We start from the raw sequence: 21,549 nt of genomic DNA, 5'->3' as shown, positions 1-21,549 counted from the left end.
CGGTCGGGAGTAGGAAGCGTCAGAACGGCGGTTCGTCCGGACCGGGCGGCGGTGGAGGTGGCGGTTCCCAGTCGGGTGGCAGGTCTTCGGGCTCGAACGGATCGTCGATCCAGCGGCACCACGGGCTGGTGCTCGGGGCCGTGCCTTTGAAGACGATTTTCAGGAAGCGTGATCGATTGCGCCATTGACGTCCCTCGATCTCACGTCGTCGCTCCCGGAGCCTGCGGCGCTGTTCGGCGTTGATCGGCCGCTGAGTTGCCAACTGGGCCCGCAGCCGCTTGATTCGGGTGGCCCTCTCCCGCTTGTGGTTTCGCTTGCGAGGCGTCGGCTCTGCGCACGCGGGTCGCATCTGCGGGAAGAGGTCGAACCCGGCAGGGGAGGTCCGATAGGTCCTGCCCGTCGGTGACGTCCAGACGATCGTCCCGTCGGACAGTTGTTCGTCACGCCACCCGTCGGGACCGCCGTGGAATGTCTTCATGCGGTGATGTTCTCGGCAGTAGTCGGCCAAGCCCCACGGAACGGTCAACCCGCCGGCGGCCGGGTCGGCGTGATTGAACGGTGTCGTGTGGTCGAGGTCGCAGATGGCGGCCTGTCGGTCGCATCCGGGGAACCGGCACGTCAGGTCGCGGAAGCGGACCCAGCGGTTGACCTCGGCCGAGGGTTGGTACCGCACCGACTGCTCGGGAGTGACGATGGGCGGCTCGAGCGGGCGCATCGTCGCTGTCTCGGCGATCTCGCGCACCAAATCGGCGTCGATGACGCCGAAGCCCTCCAGGTATCCGGGCTGGTCTGATTCGCCGACGACCGTTTCCTCCCTTGCGATGATGTTGAGCACCGTGGCGACTCGCGAGGACTGCGCCCCTTCCTCCGGGCGGGCGGGGCAATCCGACCGGCCGCAGTCGCATGGCAGACCGCGCCCCTCGGTGAGTGCGTCCAGCGCATCGGCGCGCCGCTGAGCGACGGTGCGGGAGTCGTTCGCGCACACCGACATAGCGAGCTGTGAGAGCCGTCGGTCGAAGGCCGCCCCGGCCCTCGCGCTGATGCGTCCGCGCAGCTGAGCCGTCCCGTCGATTTGAGGCGAAACGCTGATGTAACGGTCGCGCTCAGACGATGCGCGCCGTTCCTTGGCGGCCTCTGGGTCGATCTCGCACACCAACCTGTCCACCACGTCCTTAACGCGCCGGCGCGACCACGTCTGCCACCGCGCGAGCCGTTCCGCCATTGCCTCGTCGATCCGGCCGATCAGTGAGTCGCAGACCAACTCGGTACGCGTGATGATCAGCTGTGTGGTTGTCCAGTCGACGGCGCCCTGTTCGAGCAGCCTCGCGAGTTTCGGTAGGCGGGTGACGAGAGACTCCGCGTGCGACACCAGTCGACTCGCGACCGACGGAGCCATGTTCATCGCGGCTGCTATCTCAGCCGACGTCCGAGCGAATCCGGTCACCATCGACCAGCCGGGATCAGGGTCGATGCCTTCGGCCTCGGCCGTGCGGGAAGCCAGCAGGGCGGCGATGGCGGCCATCCGGTGCGCCATCAGCGTCGACTCCTGGCGCAGGCTCGCCTCTATCGCGGCGATTGCTGCGTCCGGACCGATTGTATCGAACATGTGTTCGATTATGTCAGGCCGGTCTGACAAATTTCTGTGATGTCTCAGGACATCGGTGACAGTTCTGTGTCAGGACATCGGTGACGGTTTGCTTTTTTCGGGGCGTGGGCCGCGGCGTCGGCCGTTGCCGACGTATTCGACGTCGGGCGCCGGTGGGGCATGCTCGGCGAGCGCGTTGACTCATCTGAAATGTGCGCGAATGGGTATTCGTTGCGTCATTGAAATTGCGCGCATACGCCCAGTGGGTGGGGTCGACGTTGACCGAGCGCAGAGCAATCACCAAGGCCACCGCGGCGCGCTACCAGCGGGCGAGTTAGTGCGGTGAACCGGTCTGACAAATCTCCGTCAGGAGAACTCGATCAGCACCGGGGCGTGATCACTGGGCGCGCCGATGCGGTCCTTTCCGCTCTTGCGTTCGTCCCGGACGATCTCGGCATGCGTGACGCGCGCCGCGAGCGCGGGCGAGCCGAGGACGAAGTCGATGCGCATCCCGCGGTTCTTCGGGAACCGTAACTGGGTGTAGTCCCAGTACGTGTAGACCGCTGGGCCCGGCGCGAACGGCCGCACCACATCGGTGAACCCGGCCTCGACCACCGCGTCGAACGCCTCGCGTTCCGGCTCGGTGACATGGGTACTGCCGCGGTAGAAGTCGACGCTCCACACGTCCTCGTCGGTCGGCGCGATGTTCCAGTCCCCGACGAGCGCGATCTGCGCGGCGGGATCGTCTGACAACCACTTGTGTGCCGTATCACGCAGCGCCGCAAGCCATTGCAGCTTGTACAAGTAGTGCGGCGAGCCGACGTACCGGCCGTTGGGCACATACAGGCTCCACACCCGGACGCCGTTGCACGTGGCGCCGAGCGCTCGAGCTTCGGCCGCCGCTTCCACTTCGGGTTTGTCGCTCCAGGTCGGTTGCCCCTCGAAACCGACCTGCACGTCGTCGATTCCCACCCGGGACGCGATCGCCACCCCGTTCCACTGGTTGAAGCCGCAGTGCGTCACCTCGTAACCGGCGGCGAGAAACGGCATCGTCGGAAACTGCTCGTCGCTGCACTTGATCTCTTGCATCGCCAGCACGTCGACGTCGGCCCGCTCGAGCCAGTCGGTGACCCGCTCGACCCGGGCCCGGATCGAGTTGACGTTCCAGGTGGCGATCCGCATGGCCTACAGGCTACGAGCGTCGATATAGCGGCTTCGGTGCTGCACCGCGAACCCGATCGACTCGTAAAGTCGAATGGCCGCCGCATTGTCGGCCAGCACCTGCACGTAGCCGCGAGCCGCGCCATGCTCGGCGCCCCAGCCCAGCAGCGCCGAACACAGTTGCCGCGCCATGCCCCGTCCGCGCGCTGTCTCGGCCACCCGCACCGCCGACAATCCCACCCAGCGCCGGCCGTCGGGTGCAGTTGTCACCGCGGCCCGGCCGACCGCCGCACCGGGGATCGTCGCGAACGTGACCTCGCCGTCCACGACCGCAGTCAACACGTCGACCGGCACGTCGCGTGAATACAGCGCTAGCCACTCGGGATTCGGTATGGCACCGAGAAGCACTGTCGGAGAGCAGTTTTCGGCGCTGATGTCGCGCGCCATGACAACGGTCTCGAGGTGCGGCGGGGCATCGGCGAGCCGGTATAGCCGGTCCGGAACCGACAACCACGGCGTCAGTCCGCGCTCGCCGTACCAGTCGGCGATTTCGGATAGTGCCGAGGCGTCCGCTTCGAAACCTAGCGGCACAGCGGAATTGGCGCGATGGGTGTGGCCGCCGGCGGCGCGCAGGAGCCACCCGCGGACCCATCGTCGTTCGATCCCCGGCCATGCCAGCGCCGCCGCGTGTTCGAGGTTGCGGATGTCGGCGGTGCGCACGGTCGCCGGCGGCAGTTCCTTGATGACGACCACGTCGTCGGCGTCGACGGACACGGTGTCGCCGTGTTTGGTGCGCACCCTCAGCGTCGGACCGGTCTCCAAAAGGTGGCCGACCACGTCGTTGAGCGGCGGTTCCGAACCCGCGGGCAGCCGGTAGCGGATCATCACCCGAACTCCGGCCGGAGGTAATTGCATCAGTGCCCGAACGGATCCGGATCCTTACCGGGCAGCCACGACAAGCCCGGCACACCCCAGCCGTGCGACTTCACCGTGCGTTTGGCGCTGCGCGCGTGCCTGCCGACCAACCGGTCCAGATACAGAAAGCCGTCGAGGTGGCCGGTCTCGTGCTGCAACATCCGGGCGAACAGGTCGGTTCCCTCGATGGTGATCGGCGTGCCGTCGGCGTCAAGGCCGGTCACCCGCGCCCAGGTGGCCCGCCCCGTCGGGAACGACTCGCCCGGCACCGAAAGGCAACCCTCGTCGTCGTCGTCCGGATCGGGCATGGTCTCGGGCACCTCGGAGGTTTCCAGCACCGGGTTGACGACCACGCCGCGGCGACGGGTGATGCGGCCCCGCACCTCCGCGCAGTCGTAGACGAACACCCGCTTGGCGACCCCGATCTGATTCGCGGCCAGACCGACCCCGTTCGCGGCGTCCATCGTGTCGTAGAGGTCGGCGATCAAGTCCGCGACATCGGCGGGCAGCGAACCGTCGTCCCCGACAGGCACCGGCTCGGTGGCGGTGTGCAGGACGGGATCTCCTACGATGCGGATCGGAACGACTGCCATGCTCGGAAAGCTTAATGAGCCGACTCGCGGGCATGTCGGACGGCTCATCAACCAAACCCGTGGTTGAATGAGCGCCGAACCACAGCGATGTCATTCAAGTTGTCGGAAGGGTCCAAAAGCCAGATGGACGGCGCGATCGCGCGGACTGAGCAATCCGGGGACAACTCCGAACTCTCCGACGGGCTGACCCGGCGCGAGCACGACATTCTCGCGTTCGAACGGCAGTGGTGGAAGTACGCGGGCTCCAAGGAAGACGCCATCAGGGAACTGTTCTCCATGTCGGCGACCCGCTACTACCAGGTGCTGAACGCGTTGGTCGACCGGCCTGAGGCGCTCGCGGCGGACCCGATGCTGGTCAAACGGTTGCGACGGCTGCGGGCCAGCCGGCAGAAGGCCCGGGCGGCGCGCCGTCTCGGCTTCGACGTCACCTGAGTTTCCCGGGCCCCGTGGCCCGCTCGATAAGGTGGGCGCAATGAACCAGCGAGACTCGTCCGGGTTGCCACTGCGCGCCATGGTGATGGTGCTGCTCTTTCTCGGCGTGGTGTTCCTGTTGGTGGCGTTTCAGGCGATGGGTTCCGACAGCGACGACGACGACGCTCAGGCGCCGCTGGCCACAACGACGACGACCAGCACGCCGACGAGCACACCGGCGGCCCCGGAAAAGGCCGAAGTCCGCGTCTTCAACATCTCGACGGTGCAGGGCGCGGCCGAGGAGGCGGCCAACCGGTTGCGCGAGGCCGGCTGGAACGTCACCGAGACCGGCAACCTGGAACTGCCGGAGGTGACCGCCACCACCGTGTACTTCAGTGACGCCCCCGGCGAGCGCGAGGCCGCCGAAGAGGTGGGCCGACTGCTCGAGGCGCCCGTCGAACCGCGGGTGCCCGGGCTCGCCGAGCAACCGCCGGGTGTCGTCGTGGTGGTCACCGGTTAGGCTCTTGCGCATGTTCAAGACCGTCGCCGCTGCTGCCTTGTTCTCCGTCCCCGCTCTCGCGTTGAGCGCCTGCGCCGCACCCGAACAACCCAGCAGCGCGCCCGGCACGACACCGTCCGTCTGGACCGGTTCTCCAGCGCCCGCGGCGCCGCCGGGTGAGGGAAGCGGCGGTCACGGCGAAGGCCAGGGCGAAGGTCAGCCCGGCGGCGAGAAACTCACGGCCGAACTGAAAATGGCTGACGGCACCCCGGTCGCCAAGGCCGACATCCAGTTCAGCGGCGGCTATGCCACGGTCACCGTGGAGACGACGACACCCGGTGAGCTCACGCCCGGCTTCCACGGCATGCACATTCACCAGGTCGGCAAGTGCGAGGCCAACTCGGTCGCGCCCACCGGCGGCGCACCCGGGAACTTCAACTCCGCGGGCGGACACTTCCAGGTGCCCGGGCACAGCGGGCACCCGGCCAGTGGTGACCTGTCGTCACTGCAGGTCCGCGAGGACGGTTCGGCGAAGTTGGTGACGACGACCGACGCGTTCACCGCCGAGGAACTCACCGGGGGCGCGGGAACGGCGATCATCATCCACGAGAAGGCGGACAATTTCGCCAACATCCCGCCGGAGCGCTACCAGCAGGTCAACGGTGATCCGCCACCGGACGCGGCCACTCTGGCGACCGGTGACGCCGGCTCGCGGGTGGCATGCGGTGTTATCGGTACCGGCTAACAGCCGCATCGACTTCGCCGGCTCGCCTCGGCCGACCGTCGGGGTGGAGTGGGAGTTCGCCCTCGTCGACGCCACGACGCGTGATTTGAGCAACGGGGCGGCCGCGGTCATCGAAGAACTCGGCGACAACCCGCGCGTGCACAAAGAGCTGCTGCGCAACACGGTCGAGTTCGTCACGGGGATCTGCGATTCGGTGCCCGAGGCGATGGACGACCTGCGCTCGACGCTGGGGACCGCCCGCCAGATCGTCCGCAACCGCGGCATGGACCTGTTCTGCGCCGGCACGCATCCGTTCGCGAAATGGTCGCCGGGCAGCCTCACCGACGCCCCGCGCTACGCCGAACTGATCAAACGGACCCAGTGGTGGGGCAGGCAGATGCTGATCTGGGGCGTGCATGTGCACGTGGGAGTTCGGTCGGCGCACAAGGTAATGGCGATCAACACCTCGCTGCTCAACCACTACCCGCACCTGCTGGCGTTGTCGGCGTCGTCGCCGTTCTGGGACGGTGAGGACACCGGTTACGCCTCCAACCGGGCGATGATGTTCCAGCAGTTGCCGACGGCCGGGCTGCCGTTCCACTTCCAGACATGGGCGGAGTGGGAACGCTTCGTATACGACCAGAAGAAGACCGGCATCATCGACCACATGAACGAAATCCGTTGGGATATCCGGCCTTCCCCGCACATCGGCACGGTGGAGGTGCGAGTCTTCGACGGTGTGTCCAATCTGCGCGAGCTGAGTGCGCTGGTGGCGCTGACGCATTGTCTGGTCGTCGACCTCGACCGGCGCCTGGACGCGGGTGAGTCGCTGCCCACCATGCCGCCGTGGCATGTGCAGGAAAACAAGTGGCGCGCGGCGCGATACGGGTTGGACGCGATCATCATCCAGGATGCCGACAGCAACGAGCGGCTGGTGACCGAGGATCTGGACGAGTTGCTGAACCGGCTCGAACCGGTGGCCGCGTCGCTGCACTGTGCCGACGAACTGAGGCGCGTCGCCGACATCTACACCTCCGGCGCGTCGTATCAACGGCAACGCCGCGTCGCCGAGGAGCACGACGGTGACTTGCGTGCGGTGGTCGACGCCCTGGTCGCCGAACTGGACATCTGACGTGCCGGCAATCCCGATGTTCCCGCTGCAGGTGGCCATGCTGCCCGGCGAGGAACTCCCGCTGCGCATCTTCGAACCCCGTTACAGTGCGCTGGTTTCGGACTGTCTGGCGGAGTCGGACCCGGCGTTCGGCGTGGTGCTGATTGCGGCGGGCCGGGAGGTCGGCGGCGGGGACACCCGCAGCGACATCGGTGCACTCGCGCACATCGCGGAGGTCGCAGACTTCGGCGATGGCCGATATCGGTTGAAATGCATGATGGGCGAACGTATCCGGGTGATCGAGTGGCAACCCGACGATCCGTACCCGCGCGCCGCGGTCGAGCCGTGGCCGGACGCACCGGGCGACCCCGTCGAGGTGGATGCGATCCGTGATGTCGAGGACCGCATCGTCGCATTGTTCGAACGCATCGCCGCCGCCCGCGGCGCCGAGGTCGACGCCCGCGACATCGTGAGAGGAGCCGATGCCTCCGATGACGCTGGTAAGTGGTTGTACGCGTTGGCGTCTCGGCTGCCGATGGGCCAGGCAGACCGCTATGCGGTGCTGGCGGCGCCTTCTGCTGCCGAGCGGCTCGCGGCGCTCAGCGACGCCGTGGAGACCGTGACCGCGATGGTCGAGTTCCAGCTCTCGTCGGGGGAGTAGGCGCTCGGCCGAAACTGAAGTTATGACATGCGATTTCGGCAGATTATCGCGCGTATGTTCAGATTCGGCGGCTACTCGGGGACGAACTGCGCGTTGCGCAGCCGCTCGAGCGCGCGTCCGTCCGTGAGTTCGTCGCGGTCTTCCGGATGCTTCCAGTAGTGGCGGACCATCCAGTACAGCGGCCCGAAGTCGGGCTCGTAGCGGTCGGCGTTTGGTACGACGATTGACTGGGCGTCGTTGAGCACGAGAACAATTGGGTTTCGGGTCCGCTTGTCGGCCATATCGGTGATATCTACGATGTCAGCCCATCGCGCATTGCGGGTTCGCAAGATGTCAGCGTTTTCGACTCCGTCGGGTCCGATGCGTAAGTAGGCCGCCCCGGGGCGCCTGAGTATCGCCGCCAGTCCAGTCAGTGAGAGCACCAGCAGGCTGATCATCAAGTATCGGGTGACGGTATCCGGCCCTGGCGTGGTGAAAGGTAGCTCTGCAACTCCTCGTGAAACAAACGCGACGTAGCAAGCCGATCCGACCGCACCGCCGACAGAGGCGACCCCGTAGCACCAGACGATCAAGGGATTGATACGCACCGTCGTTCCGCGACCATCAGAGGAAGCAAACCGTGCGGGTGAGCTGAAAAAGGTCGTCGCGAGCGTGGCGGCGAATCCAGCGAAAAACACAGTCATTCCGCCAGCAGTCAGCGCAGCGAGGGCGGAGCCACGCTGCAGCGCGACCACCGTTTGAGCCAAGCCGTAAACAACGCCGCCCCCGACGATCAGAAGCCCGAGCTTCCCCAAGACGGACAGACCTTTGTCCCAGTTTGGCGGTGGGGGCAGTGCCTTCATGCTCCGCACAACACCTCGCCAACCTTGGTGCCGACGGACTTCATCCACGCGCCGGCAGCCACTGACCCGCCGACGGCAAGTGCCGGAGCGGCCACAGGACCGATGACGGGTATTGCGCCGCCGGCAATTGCCCCGCCCGCCGCACCACCGGCATTGCCGGCGAGCGCGAAGGTGCCTGCGAAGACCGAAACACATTTGTCGGCGGGAGTCGGCGCCGCGAGGAAGTCGTACATCGCTGACATCACACCCAGGGCTGGTCCGCCGTACTTGGCGCCGGCCCCGACCTTCTCCACTGCGTCCATCGAGAGCATCGGGATCTTGCCGCCGCGATCGATGTGCGTTTCCAAGCCAGTCAGGACATCTCCAATGCGGTCGGGGACGGTCTGCACGAGCAGGGGGCTATCGGGCGGGAGAACGCCAGGTCGGCCGTCAGGCAAGGTGAAAGCTCCATTGCGCACGCCTTCCGGCGTTTCGTCGATGACGTACTGTGTCCCGTCCGCCCAGTTCATGATGGTCTTCTTGTAACCCCGCGGCGTGCGTGTCGAGCTAGTCCACGAGATCAGATTGCCGTCGGCGTCGTAGTGGTCATCGGTTGTCATGTCGGGGACGCCGTTCTTGTAATCGGGCTTGTACTCGGTGATGACATGCCTGCTTCCGTCCTGCATGAGCAAAGTCTTTTCGAAATGGCCTTCGTCGTTGTACCGCGATGTTGTCTCGCGGACAGTCATGGCCATCTCCTCACCGCGCACGGTCGCTTGTTGCATGAGCCCAAGCGGGTCGCGAGGATCCGGGACGTCGTCTGCCGGTCGCTGCGCGCCGGGAGCCATCATGCCAGGCAGTCCGCCGGTGTCAGGAGGCGCGAAACCGAACGGCTTTGCCACGGCCACCACCTTGTCGGCTGTGGTCGTGTCGGCGTCGCCGACGGCCACCAACAACTCGTTGACGGCGGCCTGTTCGGTCGCGACTTGATTCATCAGCTGGGCGATCTGGTCGGCAGTTTGAGAGCCCGGATCGATCAACACCACCCATCCCTCCGACACGCTAAGTGGGCCGCGGTCGATATCGTCAGCTTTGTCCAGCAGCGCTTTTCGGGCAGCACCGATAGTGGTGGCGCCTTCTCTGAGGGCACCAGCGATCGCGGTGGTGTAGTCGCTGAACTCTGCGGCTGTCTGGTGCGCGCGGTCGAACATGCCCGAGGCCGCGTCGTGCGCCTCACCGGACCACGCCTTGGTCTCGGGCATGATCTTGAGGTTGTTGCTGATGCGGTCGACAGCCTGTTCCACGGATTCACCGCTCGTCATGACCGTCGAGCCCGTGAAAGTTAGCGAGTCAGGGTTCCAGCCCTCGAGGCGCGAACGAGATGGGAGCACCGGTTAGAAGATCCCCTTGAAATTTCCCGCAAGGTCGGAGTCGGTCACCTCGTAGGTGTTGCCCGCACCGCGGACCGCCGCGCCGATCCTGCTGACATTCGCGGCTATCGCGTCGGCCCGCTCTGTCACATGCCCACCGACCAGTCGTGCAGCCCACTGAGTAGTGGAACCGGGTAAGCCGTCAGCGGCATCGGACACCTTGTTGCCGACGTCAGCTTCACGGATCAGCGATGACGCCGTATCGACTTGACCGGCGAACGCCTTCAGGATCTCAGGATCAACCTCCATGGCCTAGAAGTTACCCGACACCGGCCCCCCTGACCTGACGTCAATTGGCCGACACCATCGGCTCAGCACGCGAGCATCAGCAGATCTTGTGGCCCTCGATGAAAACCGTTCGGGGCGTGGACTCGTCGGCTTCGCCGGCCGCGCATCGGCCGTAGCGGTCCATCAAATCCGCGGCAGCGATAGCGGTCACTTCCCAACCGTGGTCGGTCAGCCAGTCGGTCACCTCGGTGCGCTCTTCGACGAACCACAGATGCTCGACGTCGAACACGTTCTCGTCGTCCTCTACGCCGGCCTCCTGCCGGTACTGCTGCAGCTTCTCGCGTCGACTCGCGAGATACTCCGGGTCGAAGAAGCCCGCGCCGAACGACTCGACGCCGATCCGGCTGCCGAGCGCACTGAGTTCGTGAATGCGTTCGAACAGCAGATCCTGACCGCTGGCAGGTAGGTATGGCAGCAGTCCTTCGGCAGCCCACGCGGTCGGCTCGCTGGCGTCAAACCCCGCGTCGCGCAACGCTCTCGGCCAATCGTCACGAAGGTCGATCGGCACCGGGGCATACGTGGCGGCGGGTGTCGCCTCGTGCTTGCGCAGCGTCTCGGCCTTGAACGCCAACACCATCGGCTGGTCGATCTCGTAGACCACGGTGTCGTCGATCCACGGCAGCCGCCAGGCCCGCGCGTCGAGTCCGGCGGCGAGGATCACCGCCTGGTCGATCCCGTTGGCGCCCGCGGCGACGAAGAACTCGTCGAACCACTTGGTGCGCGAGGCCGCATACCCTCCGATGGCCTTGATCCGCTCGACCATGTAAGTCGGCGGCAGTTGCCAACCTCGCTCCACCGCAGCGTCGACGAACATCTTCGCGTAGGGGTCGGTGAACAGCGGGCAATCGCTGTCCTGCTCGAGCGCGCGGGACCAAGCCACACCCAGCGCAGTCGCGCCGACACTTTCGGTGATGTCCCAGCTGTCGTCCTCAGTCCTGGCCATTGCCACCGCTTTCCATGTGATCGGCGAACTCGTCGATCTCGTCCGTGGTCAAAAGATCGTCTCGGACGTTCTGTTCCCGGTACGCGAGCTGACCAACCCGGTTCGCCACCACCGGCGCGGTGATCACCGTGAACAATCCGGTCAGCACGAGCATGCCGACGTCGGCCTGGCCGCGCAGCCGGATCGCGGCGCCGGCGAGCACCAACAGGAGGCCGAGCACCTGCGGTTTGGAAGCCGCGTGCATCCGGGTCAACGTGTCGGGGAAGCGCACCACGCCGATCGCCGCGGTCAGCGCGAGTGTCGAGCCGCCCAGCACAAGCACGCTCGTGACGATGTCGAGGACGTTCATCGCCGCCTCCTCCGAGCTGCCGGTGGAGTCTCGACGTCGGGCACACGGAAACGCGCGACGCTCACCGTGCCGACGAAGCTGATCAACGCCAACGCGGTCAAGCCGTACGTCACGGTGCTGTCCAGGCTGTAGGCGGCCCAGATACCGATCCCGCACATCGCCACCGCGATGAGGGTGTCGACCGCCACCAGACGGTCCAGTGTGCTCGGCCCGGCCAGAAGACGGAACATCGTGATCGCCGCCGCAGCGGTGATCATCACGGCGGCGATGACCCAGACGGTGTTCATGCGTCGTCCTCCTCGGCAGCCGCGGGCCGCCAGTCTTCCTGACGTTCGAACGTCGCGACCAGCAGCCGCTCCACCACGGCCACCTGGTGGTAGAACGCGCTCAGCGCGCGGTCCGAGCCGACGTCGATGACGTGCATGTAGAGCAGCCGCCGAGTTTGGTCGATCTCGAGCACGATCGAGCCGGGAATCAGGTTGAAGATGTTGACCGCCAGCGCCAGCACCAGATCCGATTTCACCGAAAGCTGCGCGCGTAGCACAGCCGACAGCGGGGGACGGGGCTTCACCGCGAGCAACGCGACCTGCATCGAGGACAGCACCAACCGGTAGGCGACGGTCAGCAGCAGCCGGATCAGGGACAGCAGGTGCACTTTGCCTTCGACGGGCACGGCCGGCAGCGGCAACAGCAGCGTGATCAACAACGCGACAGCGAGGCCCGAAAGCAGGTTGGCCGCAGAGAGGTTGCCCCACAGGAGGACCCAGACGAGCACCAGCCAGCAGATCACCCAGAGGCGCAACGCGATACTTCGCACGGGCGCGCTCATCGCGGACCCACCACGGCGGTGATGTACTGGCCGCGGTCCAACACCTCGCCGGCGGCCCGCTCGCTGTAGCCGAAGATGGGCCCGGCGAGCACGGTCAGCGCCAGCCCGACGGCGATCAGCGCGCCGGTGGGCGCGACCATCCCGGCCGGCATGCGACCGACGTGGTCGCGGTCGACGAACTCGATGTCCTCGGGTTCATCGAGCAACGCCGAGGGTGACGCTGCAGACAGATGACCCTCGGGCGCATCCTCGCGAGATCGCCAGAACGCCTTGGTCCACACCCGCGCCACCACGTAGAGCGTCAACAAACTGGTCACCACGCCGCCGCCGACCAGCGTCCAAGCCAGCACCGAGCCGTCCTGCGCGCCCGCCTCCAGCAGCGCGATCTTGCCGATGAAGCCGGAGAACGGCGGTATGCCACCGAGATTGAGCGCGGGCACGACGAACACGAACGCCAGCAGCGGGCTGGCGGCCGCCAAGCCGCCGAGGCGGTCCATCGTCGACGCACCGGCCTGGCGTTCGATCAGCCCGACCACCAGGAACAGCGTCGTCTGCACCAGAATGTGGTGTGCCACATAGTAGATCGCGCCCGACATGCCGAGCTGGTTGGACAGCGCGATGCCGAACACCATGTAACCGATGTGGCTCACCAGCGTGAACGACAGAAGTCGCTTGATGTCGCTCTGCGCGATCGCGCCGAGGATGCCGATGATCATGGTCAGCAGGGCGGCCACCAAGAGCACTGGGTCGAGGCCGCCGCTGGGGAACAGCAGCGAGTGCGCCCGGATGATCGCGTACACACCGACTTTGGTCAGCAGCCCGGCGAACACGGCGGTCACGGGTGCGGGCGCCGTCGGGTAGGAGTCGGGCAGCCACGCCGACAGCGGGAACACGGCGGCCTTGATGCCGAAGGCCACCAGCAGCACGGCGAACATCGCCGAGCGGGTGCCGGTCGACACGTCGTCGAGGCGCACCGCGAGCTCCGCCAGGTTCAGCGTCCCGGTGGCCGCGTAGACGAGTGCGATACCGAACAGGAATATCAGCGACGAGACCATCGACACCATCACGTACGAGATGCCGGCGCGGACACGGTCTTTGCTCGCCCCGATGGTCAGCAGCACGAAGCTCGCCGCCAGTAGCACCTCGAATCCGACGAAGAGGTTGAACAGGTCGCCGGCCAGGAACGCCATGTAGACGCCGGCCGACAGCACCAGATAGGTCGGCATGAAGATCGACACGGGCTGGCGTTCGTCGCCGTCGCGGATGCCCTGGCCGATCGCGTAGAACACCACGGCCAACAACACGATCGACGACACCACGAGCATCATCGCCGACAGACGGTCCACCACCAGCGTGATGCCCAGCGGTCCCATCCCGGGCACCGACTGGCCCCAGCCGCCGACGTAGAGCACGAGGGTGCCGTCCCGGTCGGCGAGGTAGAGCAGCGCGCCGCACACCGCGACGACGACCGACAGCGCGACAAGCGTGACGAGTCGCTGCAGTCGGGGCCGTCGACCGGCGATCAGCGTGGCCGCCGCGCCGAGCGTCGGGATCAGCACCGGCAGCGGTGTCAACGTACCCGCCAACGTCATGCGCGCCCGCCCGTCATTTGGAGCCCTCGAATCCGGGCAGCGCGTCCAATTCGTCGGGCGCATCGGTGTCGCGCGAACGATCGGGGCGGGGACGGTCCTCCTCGACGGCGGCGGTGTCCAGCGCGGCCAGCTCGGAGACCTTGGCATCCTCCGGGTCGACGCCCACTTCCTCCTCGGTGGTCAACCGGTAGCTGCGGTACGCCATCGCCAGTACGAACGCCGCGATGCCCATCGTGATCACGATGGCCGTCAGGATCATCGCCTGCGCCAACGGATCTGCGGTGGTGGTGTGGCCCTCACTGGTGCGGCCCCGCACCGGTGGATTACCGGACGGGCCGCCGACCACCAGGATCAACAGATTGATCGCATTGCCGATCAGCAGCAGTCCCAACAACATTCGGGTCAGGTTGCGCTCGAGCAGCAGGTAGACACCGGCGCTGGTGAGCCCGCCGAGCAGGACGAGTGGCACGAAAGCGGTGGTCATCGGGCCGCCACCGCCGTCTTCTGTTCCTGGCTCAACTCCACGTCGATCCGGGCGCCGAGGCTGCGCAACACGTCGAGCACCAGGCCCACGACGATCAGGTACACCCCGAGGTCGAAGAACAACGCGGTGACGAACTTGACGGTGCCGAGCACCGGTACCTCGATCTCGATGAGCGCCGACGACAACGCGGGCGCGCCCACGAGCAGCGATGCGAACGCGGTGCCCGCCGAGAGGCACAGGCCCACGCCGAGGATCTTGCCCGCATCCAACGGCAGCGTCTCGCCGAGCTCGTAACGTCCGCCCGCGAGATAGCGCAGCACCAGCGCCAGGCCCGCGGTCAACCCGCCGGCGAATCCGCCGCCGGGGGTGTTGTGCCCGGCGAAGAAGAAGTACGCCGACAACACCATGATCAGCGGGAAGACGAGCCGGGTGGCGACCTCCAGGATCAGCGACCGGTGCCGCGGGTCGCGCAGTTCGCTGCCCCGCAGCCAGGTGATCTCCCCGGCCGCCGGGCTGGTGTTCAGGATCGCAGGAAGCCGCCCGATGTCCGGCTGGCCGGCATCGGCCACCCGCGGTGGTGCCCCGAACCTCCTGTGCCGGAACACCATTGAGGCCACCCCGGTCGCCGCGACCAGGAGCACCATGATCTCGCCCATGGTGTCCCAGGCGCGAATGTCGACCAGCAGCACGTTGACGGCATTGGCGCCGTGGCCGCGGTAGTACGCCGCATCGGGGATCAACGACGCGATCGGGACGCCGGTGCGCGCGGCCATCGCGTACACGGTCAGCGTGGTCACGGTCGCACCGACCGCGAGCGCCAGCATGGCCCGCGGCCAGCGATTCCGTTTGATGTGGACGCGGTCCGCCTCGGCGGGCAACGTCCGAAGCACCAGCACGAACACCACGAGCGTCAGCGTCTCGACGAGGAACTGGGTCAGGGCGAGGTCGGGTGCGCCGTGCAACGCGAAGATCGCGCCGCAGCCGTAGCCGGTCACGCCGACCAGCAGCACCGCCGCCAACCGGTTTCGCATCACCAGCGCACCCAGTGCGGCGGCCAGGATGATCAGGCCGATCACCACCTGCAGCGGCGAACCCCACAGCGCGAAGTTCGGGCGGTCACGGGCGCCGAGCGCCAGCACCATCGTCGGCACCAACACGAGCGTCGACAGGATCGCCGTCTGGGTCGCGGGGATCGAACCGCGCTGGGTCACCGCGGTGAGCTCCACCGACCACAGGTCCAGCTTGCGCACGACGCCGTCGTAGATGTGATCGGCGTTGCCCAGCGGTTCGCGCACGGTGCGGATCTTGCGCAACCGCTCGCGCCCGACGAAGGCGGCGATGCCCGTCGCGACCACGAGCACCGACAACAGCAGCGGCAGGTTCACCCCGTGCCACAGCGCGAGGTGGTAGTCCTCGCCGCCGGGCACCGTGTCGGCGTAGTCCTCCAGCACGTCGCCGATGCCGACGGGCCAGATCCCGAACGCCAGTCCCGCCGCCGAGAGGATGGCCGGCGCGGCCATGAACGCGAGCTTCGTGCGGTGCATCTCGGCGACGCGCCTGCTCGGTTGTCGCTGTCCTTTGCGGCCGAACGCACCGAACAGGAAGCGCAAGCTGTAGATGGTGGTGAACACCGAGCCGAGCACGATGCCGGCCAGCACGAAAGGCGAAGCGGTACCGAGATACGGGCTGTACAGCACGGTCTCGAAGTCGGCCTCCTTGGCGACGAAACCGAAGAACGGCGGCAACGCGGCCATGCTCGCGGTCGCGCCGATCGCGATGATCAGCAGCGGGCGCGCGCGGTCGCCGAGCCAGGCCAGCCTGCGGATGTCACGCGTGCCGGTGGCGTGGTCGATGATGCCGACGACCATGAACAGCGCCGCCTTGAACATGGCGTGCGCAACCAGCATGGCCAGCCCGCCGAGCATCATGTCGCTGCCGCCCGTGCCGACCATCACGGTGATCAGCCCCAACTGGCTGACCGTGCCGAACGCCAGAATCAGCTTGAGGTCGTACTCGCGGACCGCGCGCCAACCCGCCAACAGCATGGTCAGCAGCCCCAGCGAGATGACCATCGGTCGCCACGGGGCCACGTCGGCGAACCCGGGTGTCATGCGTGCGACGAGGTAGACACCGGCCTTGACCATGGCCGCCGCGTGCAGATAGGCGCTGACCGGTGTCGGGGCGGCCATCGCGCCCGGCAGCCAGAAGTGCAGCGGCACGATCGCCGACTTCGACAGCGCACCGACGAGGATGAGCACGACGGCGACCGACACCGCCGCTCCCGCGGGGGGCGATGCGAGCAGTTCAGACAGCAGGTAGGTGCCGGCGATGTTGCCGAGCACGATGATGCCGACCAGCATCGCCAGCCCGCCGAACGTCGTCACGAGCAGCGCCTGGGTCGCCGCCCGCCTGCTGGTGACGCGCTCGGCGTAATGGCCGACCAGCAGGAACGACAGCACCGTGGTGATCTCCCAGAACACGTAGAGCATCAACATGTTGTCGCTGATCACCAGGCCGAACATCGCGCCGGAGAACGCGACCAGTTCGGCGGCGAAACTGGGCAACCGGTTCTCGACGCGGCCGTCGTGGTGCTGGAAGTAGTCGGCGCAGTAGAACAGCACCAACGCACCGATCCCGAGCACCAGCACGCTCATGATCGCCGCGAGCGCGTCGAAGCGCAGCGTGATGTCCATCGACAGCTCGGGCACCCACGGCACGTCGACGGTTCTCGACCGACCAGCCGCCGGCCAGTTCAGCGCCACCCAGATCAGCGAGACGAGCGGCACCAGCGCCAGCGGGTAGAACGCCGTCCGCCCCCACCTGTAGACAAGCAGCGGCGCCAGCGCGGTGGCGACCGCGTGGGCGAGCAGAACGGCGAGCAGGGCACTCCGATCGGTTGGGTTGGACGGCACGCGGCCGCCAACCGGAGAACTGATGGTCGGGGTGTCAGCCGAGTAATGGCCTTCGGTTGATGGATATTCTACGTGGGCCGATCAGGGGTACCTCCCGGCGTCGCGAGCGACAGATCCATCAGAAGTACCGCAGCCAGACGTACACCCACGCCAGCAAGGTGCTGAGCAGCGTCACCACGATGCCGTAGCGGGTGAAGCGCCAGAAGCTGATGCGGTGACCGGCGCGCTGGGCGATGCCGATCGCGACCACGTTCGCGCTCGCGGCGATCGCGGTGCCGTTGCCGGAGAAGCAGGCGCCCAGCGCGAACGCCCACCACAGCGCCCGGCCGGTCTCCGCATCCGGAGCCTGGGCCGCCATGTCCTCGACCACCGGGGCCATCGTCGCCGTATACGGAATGTTGTCGATGAACGCGCCGAGCACCGCGGACCCGAACAGCAGTCCCGTCGCCGCCATGAAGAAGTTGTCGCCGAAGAGGTTGACCGCCGCATCGCCGAGCCAGCCGATCACCCCGGTGTGCACCAGTCCGGCGACCATGACGAACAGACCCATGAAGAACACCAGCGTCGGCCACTCCACCTCGGGGAGGACCTCGGCGACGTCGACGTTGGTGACCAGCAGCATCGTTCCCGCACCGAGAAGCGCGACGATCGAGGGCGCGACGTGCAGCACCGAGTGAAGGCCGAACCCGACGATGACCAGTGCGAGCACGGACATCGACCGCACCAGCAGGCGGGTGTCTCTGATCGCCCGCCGCTCCTGCAGCACCATCACCTTGTCGACGCGCATCTCATGGGCGCGCAGGTCGTGACGGAACAGCCACTTGGTGAACACCACGAACAGCGCGAAGATCACCACCACCACGGGCGCCATGTTGACCAGGAAGTCGTTGAAGGTCAGGCCGGCGCGGCTGCCGATGATGATGTTGGGTGGATCGCCGATGAGGGTGGCCGCGCCGCCGATGTTCGACGCGAGCACCTCCGCGATGAGGAACGGCTGGGCTGCGATCTCCAGCCGATCGCAGATGACCAGCGTCACCGGCGCGACGAGCATGATGATCGTGACGTTGTCCAGCACCGGCGAGGCCACCGCGGTGATCAGCATCAGCATGACCATGAGGCGAAAAGGCCTGCCCTTGGCGCGTTTTGCGGCCCAGATCGCCAGGAAGTCGAAGACGCCGGTCTGTTTGACGACGCCGACGATCACCATCATGCCGAGCAGGAGGAAGATGACGTTCCAGTCGATGCCCTCGTGCTCGGAGTAGAACACCTTCTCCCCGGGCGCCAGACCCAACAGGGTCATCAGCCCCGCGGCGACCAGAACCGTCGTGACCTTGTTAGCGCGCTCAGTCGCCAGAAACCAAAAGGCGACAACGAAAATCGCCAGCGCCAGAAGCGGAGCCAGCACGGAACCGGTGGCTCAGTCGTTGGGGCCGGCCACGGCAAGGCTCGTCAAAAGCCTTTCCAACGTCACCGCGCCGACGAGCTTGCCGCCCGGGTCGACGACGGCGATCAGCGGGCTCCGCTTGGTGGCCATCACGGTGGCGATCTCCAGCAGCGTGGCGTCCGGCGCGACCGTGACCGGTTTGGCCACCGGAGTGGGTAGGCAGTCCCCGACGGTGAGCCGGCCGGGCCCGTGCCAGAACAGGTCGGCGTGAATCTCGTCGACGGTGCGCACCAGTGCCGGGTCCTCGCGATAGGACTCCGGAATGGTCAGCCTCAGCACCTGGGTGCCCGGCAGCACCGCGACGGGATGGTCCGAGTCGTCGACCACGACGAGCCCCGGCAGCCGGTTGACCACCATCAGTTGCACGGCCTTGGACACCGGATCGTCCATCCGGACCGTCGGAGGGGTCACGGCGATCTCGTGTGCTTGCATGACCTCGTTCCATCCGGTCCCGGGGGTGTCGGCGGTAAGTGTCATCGTCCTCGCTCTCCGATCGGTTCGTCGACCCTGCACGAACCGTTCGGAACGGGTCGACCTGTCAGCATCTCGACCTCCCATCCAGGCGAGATATGCATGGTGAGGACAGTTTCGATGCCTTCAACCGGGGCCGCCATCGGGGCTGACACCCATTCGGCCGGGGCGGCGCAGTGTATGGACAAACGCCGAGGCAACGGTCCACGCTGAGGTCATGAAACGGGCGCGCACGCCGGCGACCGCGCTGTTTCGGCGGGTTTTCCTGATCAACGGCCTGATCTTCACGCTGGGCACGCTGATCCTGGCGGTTTCGCCCGCCTCGGTGTCCTCCCGTATCAAGCTCACCGAGATTCCGGTGCTCGTCGTCGGGCTCGCCGTGATCCTGTCCGCGAACGCGCTGTTGCTGCGATCGAGCCTGGCGCCGCTCGACCGGCTCGCCGCATCGATGCGGCGCGTCGATCCGCCCCGCCGCAGTGACCGCGTCGATGACCGTGGCAACGGCGACCTGCGCCACCTCATCGCGTCGTTCAACACGATGCTGGACCGCCTCGAGACCGAACGCACCACGGCCAGCGCGTCGGCCCTGGCCGCGCAGGAGAACGAGCGCCGGCGCATCGCGCGCGAGTTGCACGACGAGATCGGGCAGACGTTGACCGTGGCGCTGCTCATCCTCAAGCGGGCCGTGGACCGTGCACCCGCCGAGATCCGCGGTGAGCTCGCCGACACCCAGGAAGCGGTCCGCGCGAGCCTCGACGAGGTTCGCAGCATCGCGCGGCGGTTGCGTCCCGAGGCGTTGGAGGACCTGGGGCTGCACAGTGCGCTCAACGCGCTGTGCACCGAGTTCACCAACGCAACCGGCTTGCCCGTCGTCAAACACATTGTCCTGCAATCGGAACGGCTGAAGCCGGACGTCGAGCTGGTGTGCTACCGCGTCGCGCAGGAGAGCCTGACCAACATCGCCAGACATGCCGGGGCCACCAAGGCGTGGCTCGATCTGCACACCACCGACGATCGGTTGACGATGCGCATCGCCGACGATGGCGTCGGCGGTGTGGTCAGCGAGGGCGCCGGGATCAACGGGATGCGCGAGCGCGCGTTGCTGGTGGACGCCGACCTCACGATCGCCTCCCCGGCCGGTGACGGCACCGAGGTGCGGCTGTCGATTCCGTCGCGGCGGTGTTGGTGATGTTCGCCCAGCCGGCGCGCATCCTGCTCGCCGACGATCATGCGCTGGTGCGCAGCGGGTTGCGGATGATCCTCGACGCCGAGCCCGATCTGCGGGTGGTCGCCGAGGCGGCCGACGGGCATGAGGCACTCGCGGTGCTCGAGAACACCCCGGTCGATCTGGCGATCCTCGACATCGCGATGCCCAGAATGACGGGCCTGCAGGCGGCCAGGGAGATGAACCGGGTCCATCCGCACGTCCGGATCCTAATCCTGTCGATGTACGACAACGAGCAGTACTTCTTCGAGGCGCTGAAGGCCGGTGCGTCGGGCTATGTGCTGAAGTCCGTCGCCGACCGCGACCTGCTCGAAGCGTGTCGGGCCACGCTGCGTGGCGAGCCGTTTCTGTACGCGGGTGCGGTGACGGCGTTGATCCGCGACTATCTGCACCGCGCGCGGCAGGGCGACGGGCTGCCCGAGACCATCCTCACGCCGCGCGAAGAGGAGGTGCTCAAGCTGATCGCCGAGGGGTACTCGTCGCGAGACATCGCGAACACGTTGGGAATCAGCGTCAAGACCGTCGACCGGCATCGGACGAACCTGCTCGCCAAACTCGGCTTGCAGGATCGAGTGGCGTTGACCCGCTACGCGATTCGCGCCGGATTGATCGAGCCGTGACGGCGCTGGCAGGGCGTCGCCGGTAGCGCGTACCGGACGGGCAGCGCGTGACCGAGCAGGCCGATGCCTGCGCCGAGGATCGGCCAGATCGGCCAGAAGTACCAGGCGCCCGCGGTCAGTCCGACCGCCAACCACACGGTCAGCACGATCGCGACCATCGTCAGGTAGCCGGCCAGATGGATCTGGACGCCGCGCCGGGCCAACCGCCTGCGGGCCTCGTGCCGCCGCGGGTCATTGCGCTTGAGCCGCTCGACGGGCAAATCGGCGGTGAGTTCGCGCAGTTGGGGGCGGGTCGTCGCGGCGAACGCGGCCTGCAGTCGCGTTTCGTACTCCGGCATTTCGAGGTAGCCCTGGGCGAGCGCCTGGCCGAGCAGGTCCGCGGTCTTCTCCCGATCGGGGTCTCCGGCGCGGACGGCGGGTGCGGTGGCGGGCATGGCGACCTCCTCGATCTTGACAATGACAAGTTCTTGGGTGTCGACTA

The 21,549-nt window shown here is 66.9% G+C and carries 24 protein-coding genes; 7 read left to right on the top strand and 17 right to left on the bottom strand.

The genetic code is table 11. From position 1 onward, the window contains the following. Nucleotides 1-19: 19 nt before the first annotated feature. The 4 genes from AU185_RS09960 to AU185_RS09945 all read right to left on the bottom strand — a co-directional run bounded on the left by AU185_RS09960 (nt 20) and on the right by AU185_RS09945 (nt 4,254). Entirely contained in the window at nt 20-1,606 is a 1,587-nt protein-coding gene (locus AU185_RS09960) for an HNH endonuclease signature motif containing protein (RefSeq protein ID WP_059099268.1), read from the bottom strand. Nucleotides 1,607-1,951: 345 nt separating this feature from the next. Then, nucleotides 1,952-2,767, bottom strand: coding sequence for an exodeoxyribonuclease III (locus AU185_RS09955; RefSeq protein WP_059099267.1), 816 nt, complete (start codon nt 2,765-2,767; stop codon nt 1,952-1,954). Nucleotides 2,768-2,770: 3 nt separating this feature from the next. Further along, nucleotides 2,771-3,661, bottom strand: coding sequence for an N-acetylglutamate synthase, CG3035 family (locus AU185_RS09950; RefSeq protein WP_059099266.1), 891 nt, complete (start codon nt 3,659-3,661; stop codon nt 2,771-2,773). After that, nucleotides 3,661-4,254 carry a peptide deformylase gene (locus AU185_RS09945; protein WP_059099265.1) on the bottom strand — a complete coding sequence of 198 codons (594 nt, stop codon included), beginning with the start codon at nt 4,252-4,254 and terminating at the stop codon, nt 3,661-3,663. Before AU185_RS09945 ends, AU185_RS09950 begins: the two co-directional genes overlap by 1 nt. Before the next feature lie 123 nt (nt 4,255-4,377). On the opposite strand from AU185_RS09945, the gene napA reads away from it, so the two are divergent. The 5 genes from napA to AU185_RS09920 are packed head-to-tail and all read left to right on the top strand — an operon-like array spanning nt 4,378 to nt 7,660. After that, complete coding sequence (gene napA / locus AU185_RS09940; RefSeq protein WP_059099327.1) at nt 4,378-4,686, top strand: nucleoid-associated protein NapA; 309 nt, start codon at nt 4,378-4,380, stop codon at nt 4,684-4,686. Between the two features lie 40 nt (nt 4,687-4,726). Further along, the gene (locus AU185_RS09935) at nt 4,727-5,185 is read left to right on the top strand and encodes a LytR C-terminal domain-containing protein (RefSeq protein WP_156425470.1); all 459 of its coding nucleotides are present in this window, start codon (nt 4,727-4,729) and stop codon (nt 5,183-5,185) included. A 10-nt stretch (nt 5,186-5,195) separates the two neighbouring features. After that, a complete protein-coding gene (sodC, locus tag AU185_RS09930; RefSeq protein ID WP_059099263.1) occupies nt 5,196-5,909 on the top strand; it encodes a superoxide dismutase[Cu-Zn] in 714 nt (237 codons plus the stop codon). Beyond that, on the top strand, nt 5,890-7,020 hold the full coding sequence (locus AU185_RS09925; RefSeq protein ID WP_059099262.1) for a glutamate--cysteine ligase: 1,131 nt from the start codon (nt 5,890-5,892) through the stop codon (nt 7,018-7,020). Before sodC ends, AU185_RS09925 begins: the two co-directional genes overlap by 20 nt. A 1-nt stretch (nt 7,021) precedes the next feature. Then, nucleotides 7,022-7,660: an LON peptidase substrate-binding domain-containing protein gene (locus tag AU185_RS09920; protein WP_059099261.1), complete on the top strand. Its 639-nt coding sequence runs from the start codon at nt 7,022-7,024 to the stop codon at nt 7,658-7,660. Between the two features lie 71 nt (nt 7,661-7,731). On the opposite strand, the gene AU185_RS25090 is transcribed toward AU185_RS09920, so the two are convergent. The 12 genes from AU185_RS25090 to AU185_RS09860 form a co-directional block, all read right to left on the bottom strand. Continuing rightward, nucleotides 7,732-8,502: a hypothetical protein gene (locus tag AU185_RS25090; protein ID WP_156425469.1), complete on the bottom strand. Its 771-nt coding sequence runs from the start codon at nt 8,500-8,502 to the stop codon at nt 7,732-7,734. After that, complete coding sequence (locus AU185_RS09910) at nt 8,499-9,785, bottom strand: WXG100 family type VII secretion target (RefSeq protein ID WP_156425468.1); 1,287 nt, start codon at nt 9,783-9,785, stop codon at nt 8,499-8,501. Before AU185_RS09910 ends, AU185_RS25090 begins: the two co-directional genes overlap by 4 nt. Nucleotides 9,786-9,875: 90 nt before the next feature. Next, nucleotides 9,876-10,160, bottom strand: coding sequence for a type VII secretion target (locus AU185_RS09905; protein WP_059099258.1), 285 nt, complete (start codon nt 10,158-10,160; stop codon nt 9,876-9,878). Between the two features lie 76 nt (nt 10,161-10,236). Further along, nucleotides 10,237-11,142, bottom strand: a complete 906-nt coding sequence (locus AU185_RS09900) for an SAM-dependent methyltransferase (protein WP_059099257.1) — start codon at nt 11,140-11,142, stop codon at nt 10,237-10,239. Further along, nucleotides 11,129-11,491: a monovalent cation/H(+) antiporter subunit G gene (mnhG, locus tag AU185_RS09895; protein ID WP_059099256.1), complete on the bottom strand. Its 363-nt coding sequence runs from the start codon at nt 11,489-11,491 to the stop codon at nt 11,129-11,131. Before mnhG ends, AU185_RS09900 begins: the two co-directional genes overlap by 14 nt. Then, on the bottom strand, nt 11,488-11,778 hold the full coding sequence (locus AU185_RS09890) for a monovalent cation/H+ antiporter complex subunit F (protein ID WP_059099255.1): 291 nt from the start codon (nt 11,776-11,778) through the stop codon (nt 11,488-11,490). The genes mnhG and AU185_RS09890 overlap by 4 nt, the downstream gene beginning before the upstream one ends. After that, the gene (locus tag AU185_RS09885; protein ID WP_059099254.1) at nt 11,775-12,320 is read right to left on the bottom strand and encodes a Na+/H+ antiporter subunit E; all 546 of its coding nucleotides are present in this window, start codon (nt 12,318-12,320) and stop codon (nt 11,775-11,777) included. Before AU185_RS09885 ends, AU185_RS09890 begins: the two co-directional genes overlap by 4 nt. Beyond that, complete coding sequence (locus tag AU185_RS09880) at nt 12,317-13,912, bottom strand: Na+/H+ antiporter subunit D (protein WP_059099253.1); 1,596 nt, start codon at nt 13,910-13,912, stop codon at nt 12,317-12,319. Before AU185_RS09880 ends, AU185_RS09885 begins: the two co-directional genes overlap by 4 nt. Nucleotides 13,913-13,925: 13 nt before the next feature. Next, nucleotides 13,926-14,396, bottom strand: coding sequence for a Na(+)/H(+) antiporter subunit C (locus AU185_RS09875; protein WP_059099252.1), 471 nt, complete (start codon nt 14,394-14,396; stop codon nt 13,926-13,928). After that, entirely contained in the window at nt 14,393-17,278 is a 2,886-nt protein-coding gene (locus AU185_RS09870) for a Na+/H+ antiporter subunit A (RefSeq protein WP_059099326.1), read from the bottom strand. The genes AU185_RS09875 and AU185_RS09870 overlap by 4 nt, the downstream gene beginning before the upstream one ends. Before the next feature lie 148 nt (nt 17,279-17,426). Further along, entirely contained in the window at nt 17,427-18,713 is a 1,287-nt protein-coding gene (locus tag AU185_RS09865) for an ArsB/NhaD family transporter (RefSeq protein WP_059099251.1), read from the bottom strand. A 12-nt stretch (nt 18,714-18,725) separates the two neighbouring features. Beyond that, entirely contained in the window at nt 18,726-19,229 is a 504-nt protein-coding gene (locus AU185_RS09860) for a CBS domain-containing protein (protein ID WP_231740303.1), read from the bottom strand. Between the two features lie 211 nt (nt 19,230-19,440). Between AU185_RS09860 and AU185_RS09855 the strand changes: the two genes are divergently transcribed. Next, nucleotides 19,441-20,412 (top strand): sensor histidine kinase, encoded by a 972-nt coding sequence (locus tag AU185_RS09855; protein WP_059099250.1) that lies wholly within the window; start codon nt 19,441-19,443, stop codon nt 20,410-20,412. Then, entirely contained in the window at nt 20,412-21,068 is a 657-nt protein-coding gene (locus tag AU185_RS09850) for a response regulator (RefSeq protein WP_059099324.1), read from the top strand. Before AU185_RS09855 ends, AU185_RS09850 begins: the two co-directional genes overlap by 1 nt. Here the strand turns inward: AU185_RS09850 and AU185_RS09845 are convergent. Next, nucleotides 21,035-21,502 carry a DUF1707 domain-containing protein gene (locus AU185_RS09845; RefSeq protein ID WP_059099323.1) on the bottom strand — a complete coding sequence of 156 codons (468 nt, stop codon included), beginning with the start codon at nt 21,500-21,502 and terminating at the stop codon, nt 21,035-21,037. The genes AU185_RS09850 and AU185_RS09845 overlap by 34 nt on opposite strands. Nucleotides 21,503-21,549 lie beyond the last annotated feature (47 nt).

Origin of the sequence: Mycobacterium sp. GA-0227b (genome assembly GCF_001499855.1) — a bacterium.
Classification (GTDB): domain Bacteria; phylum Actinomycetota; class Actinomycetes; order Mycobacteriales; family Mycobacteriaceae; genus Mycobacterium.
Note: the sequence above shows the minus strand (reverse complement) of the source record. Positions and strands in the feature narration are given on the sequence as shown.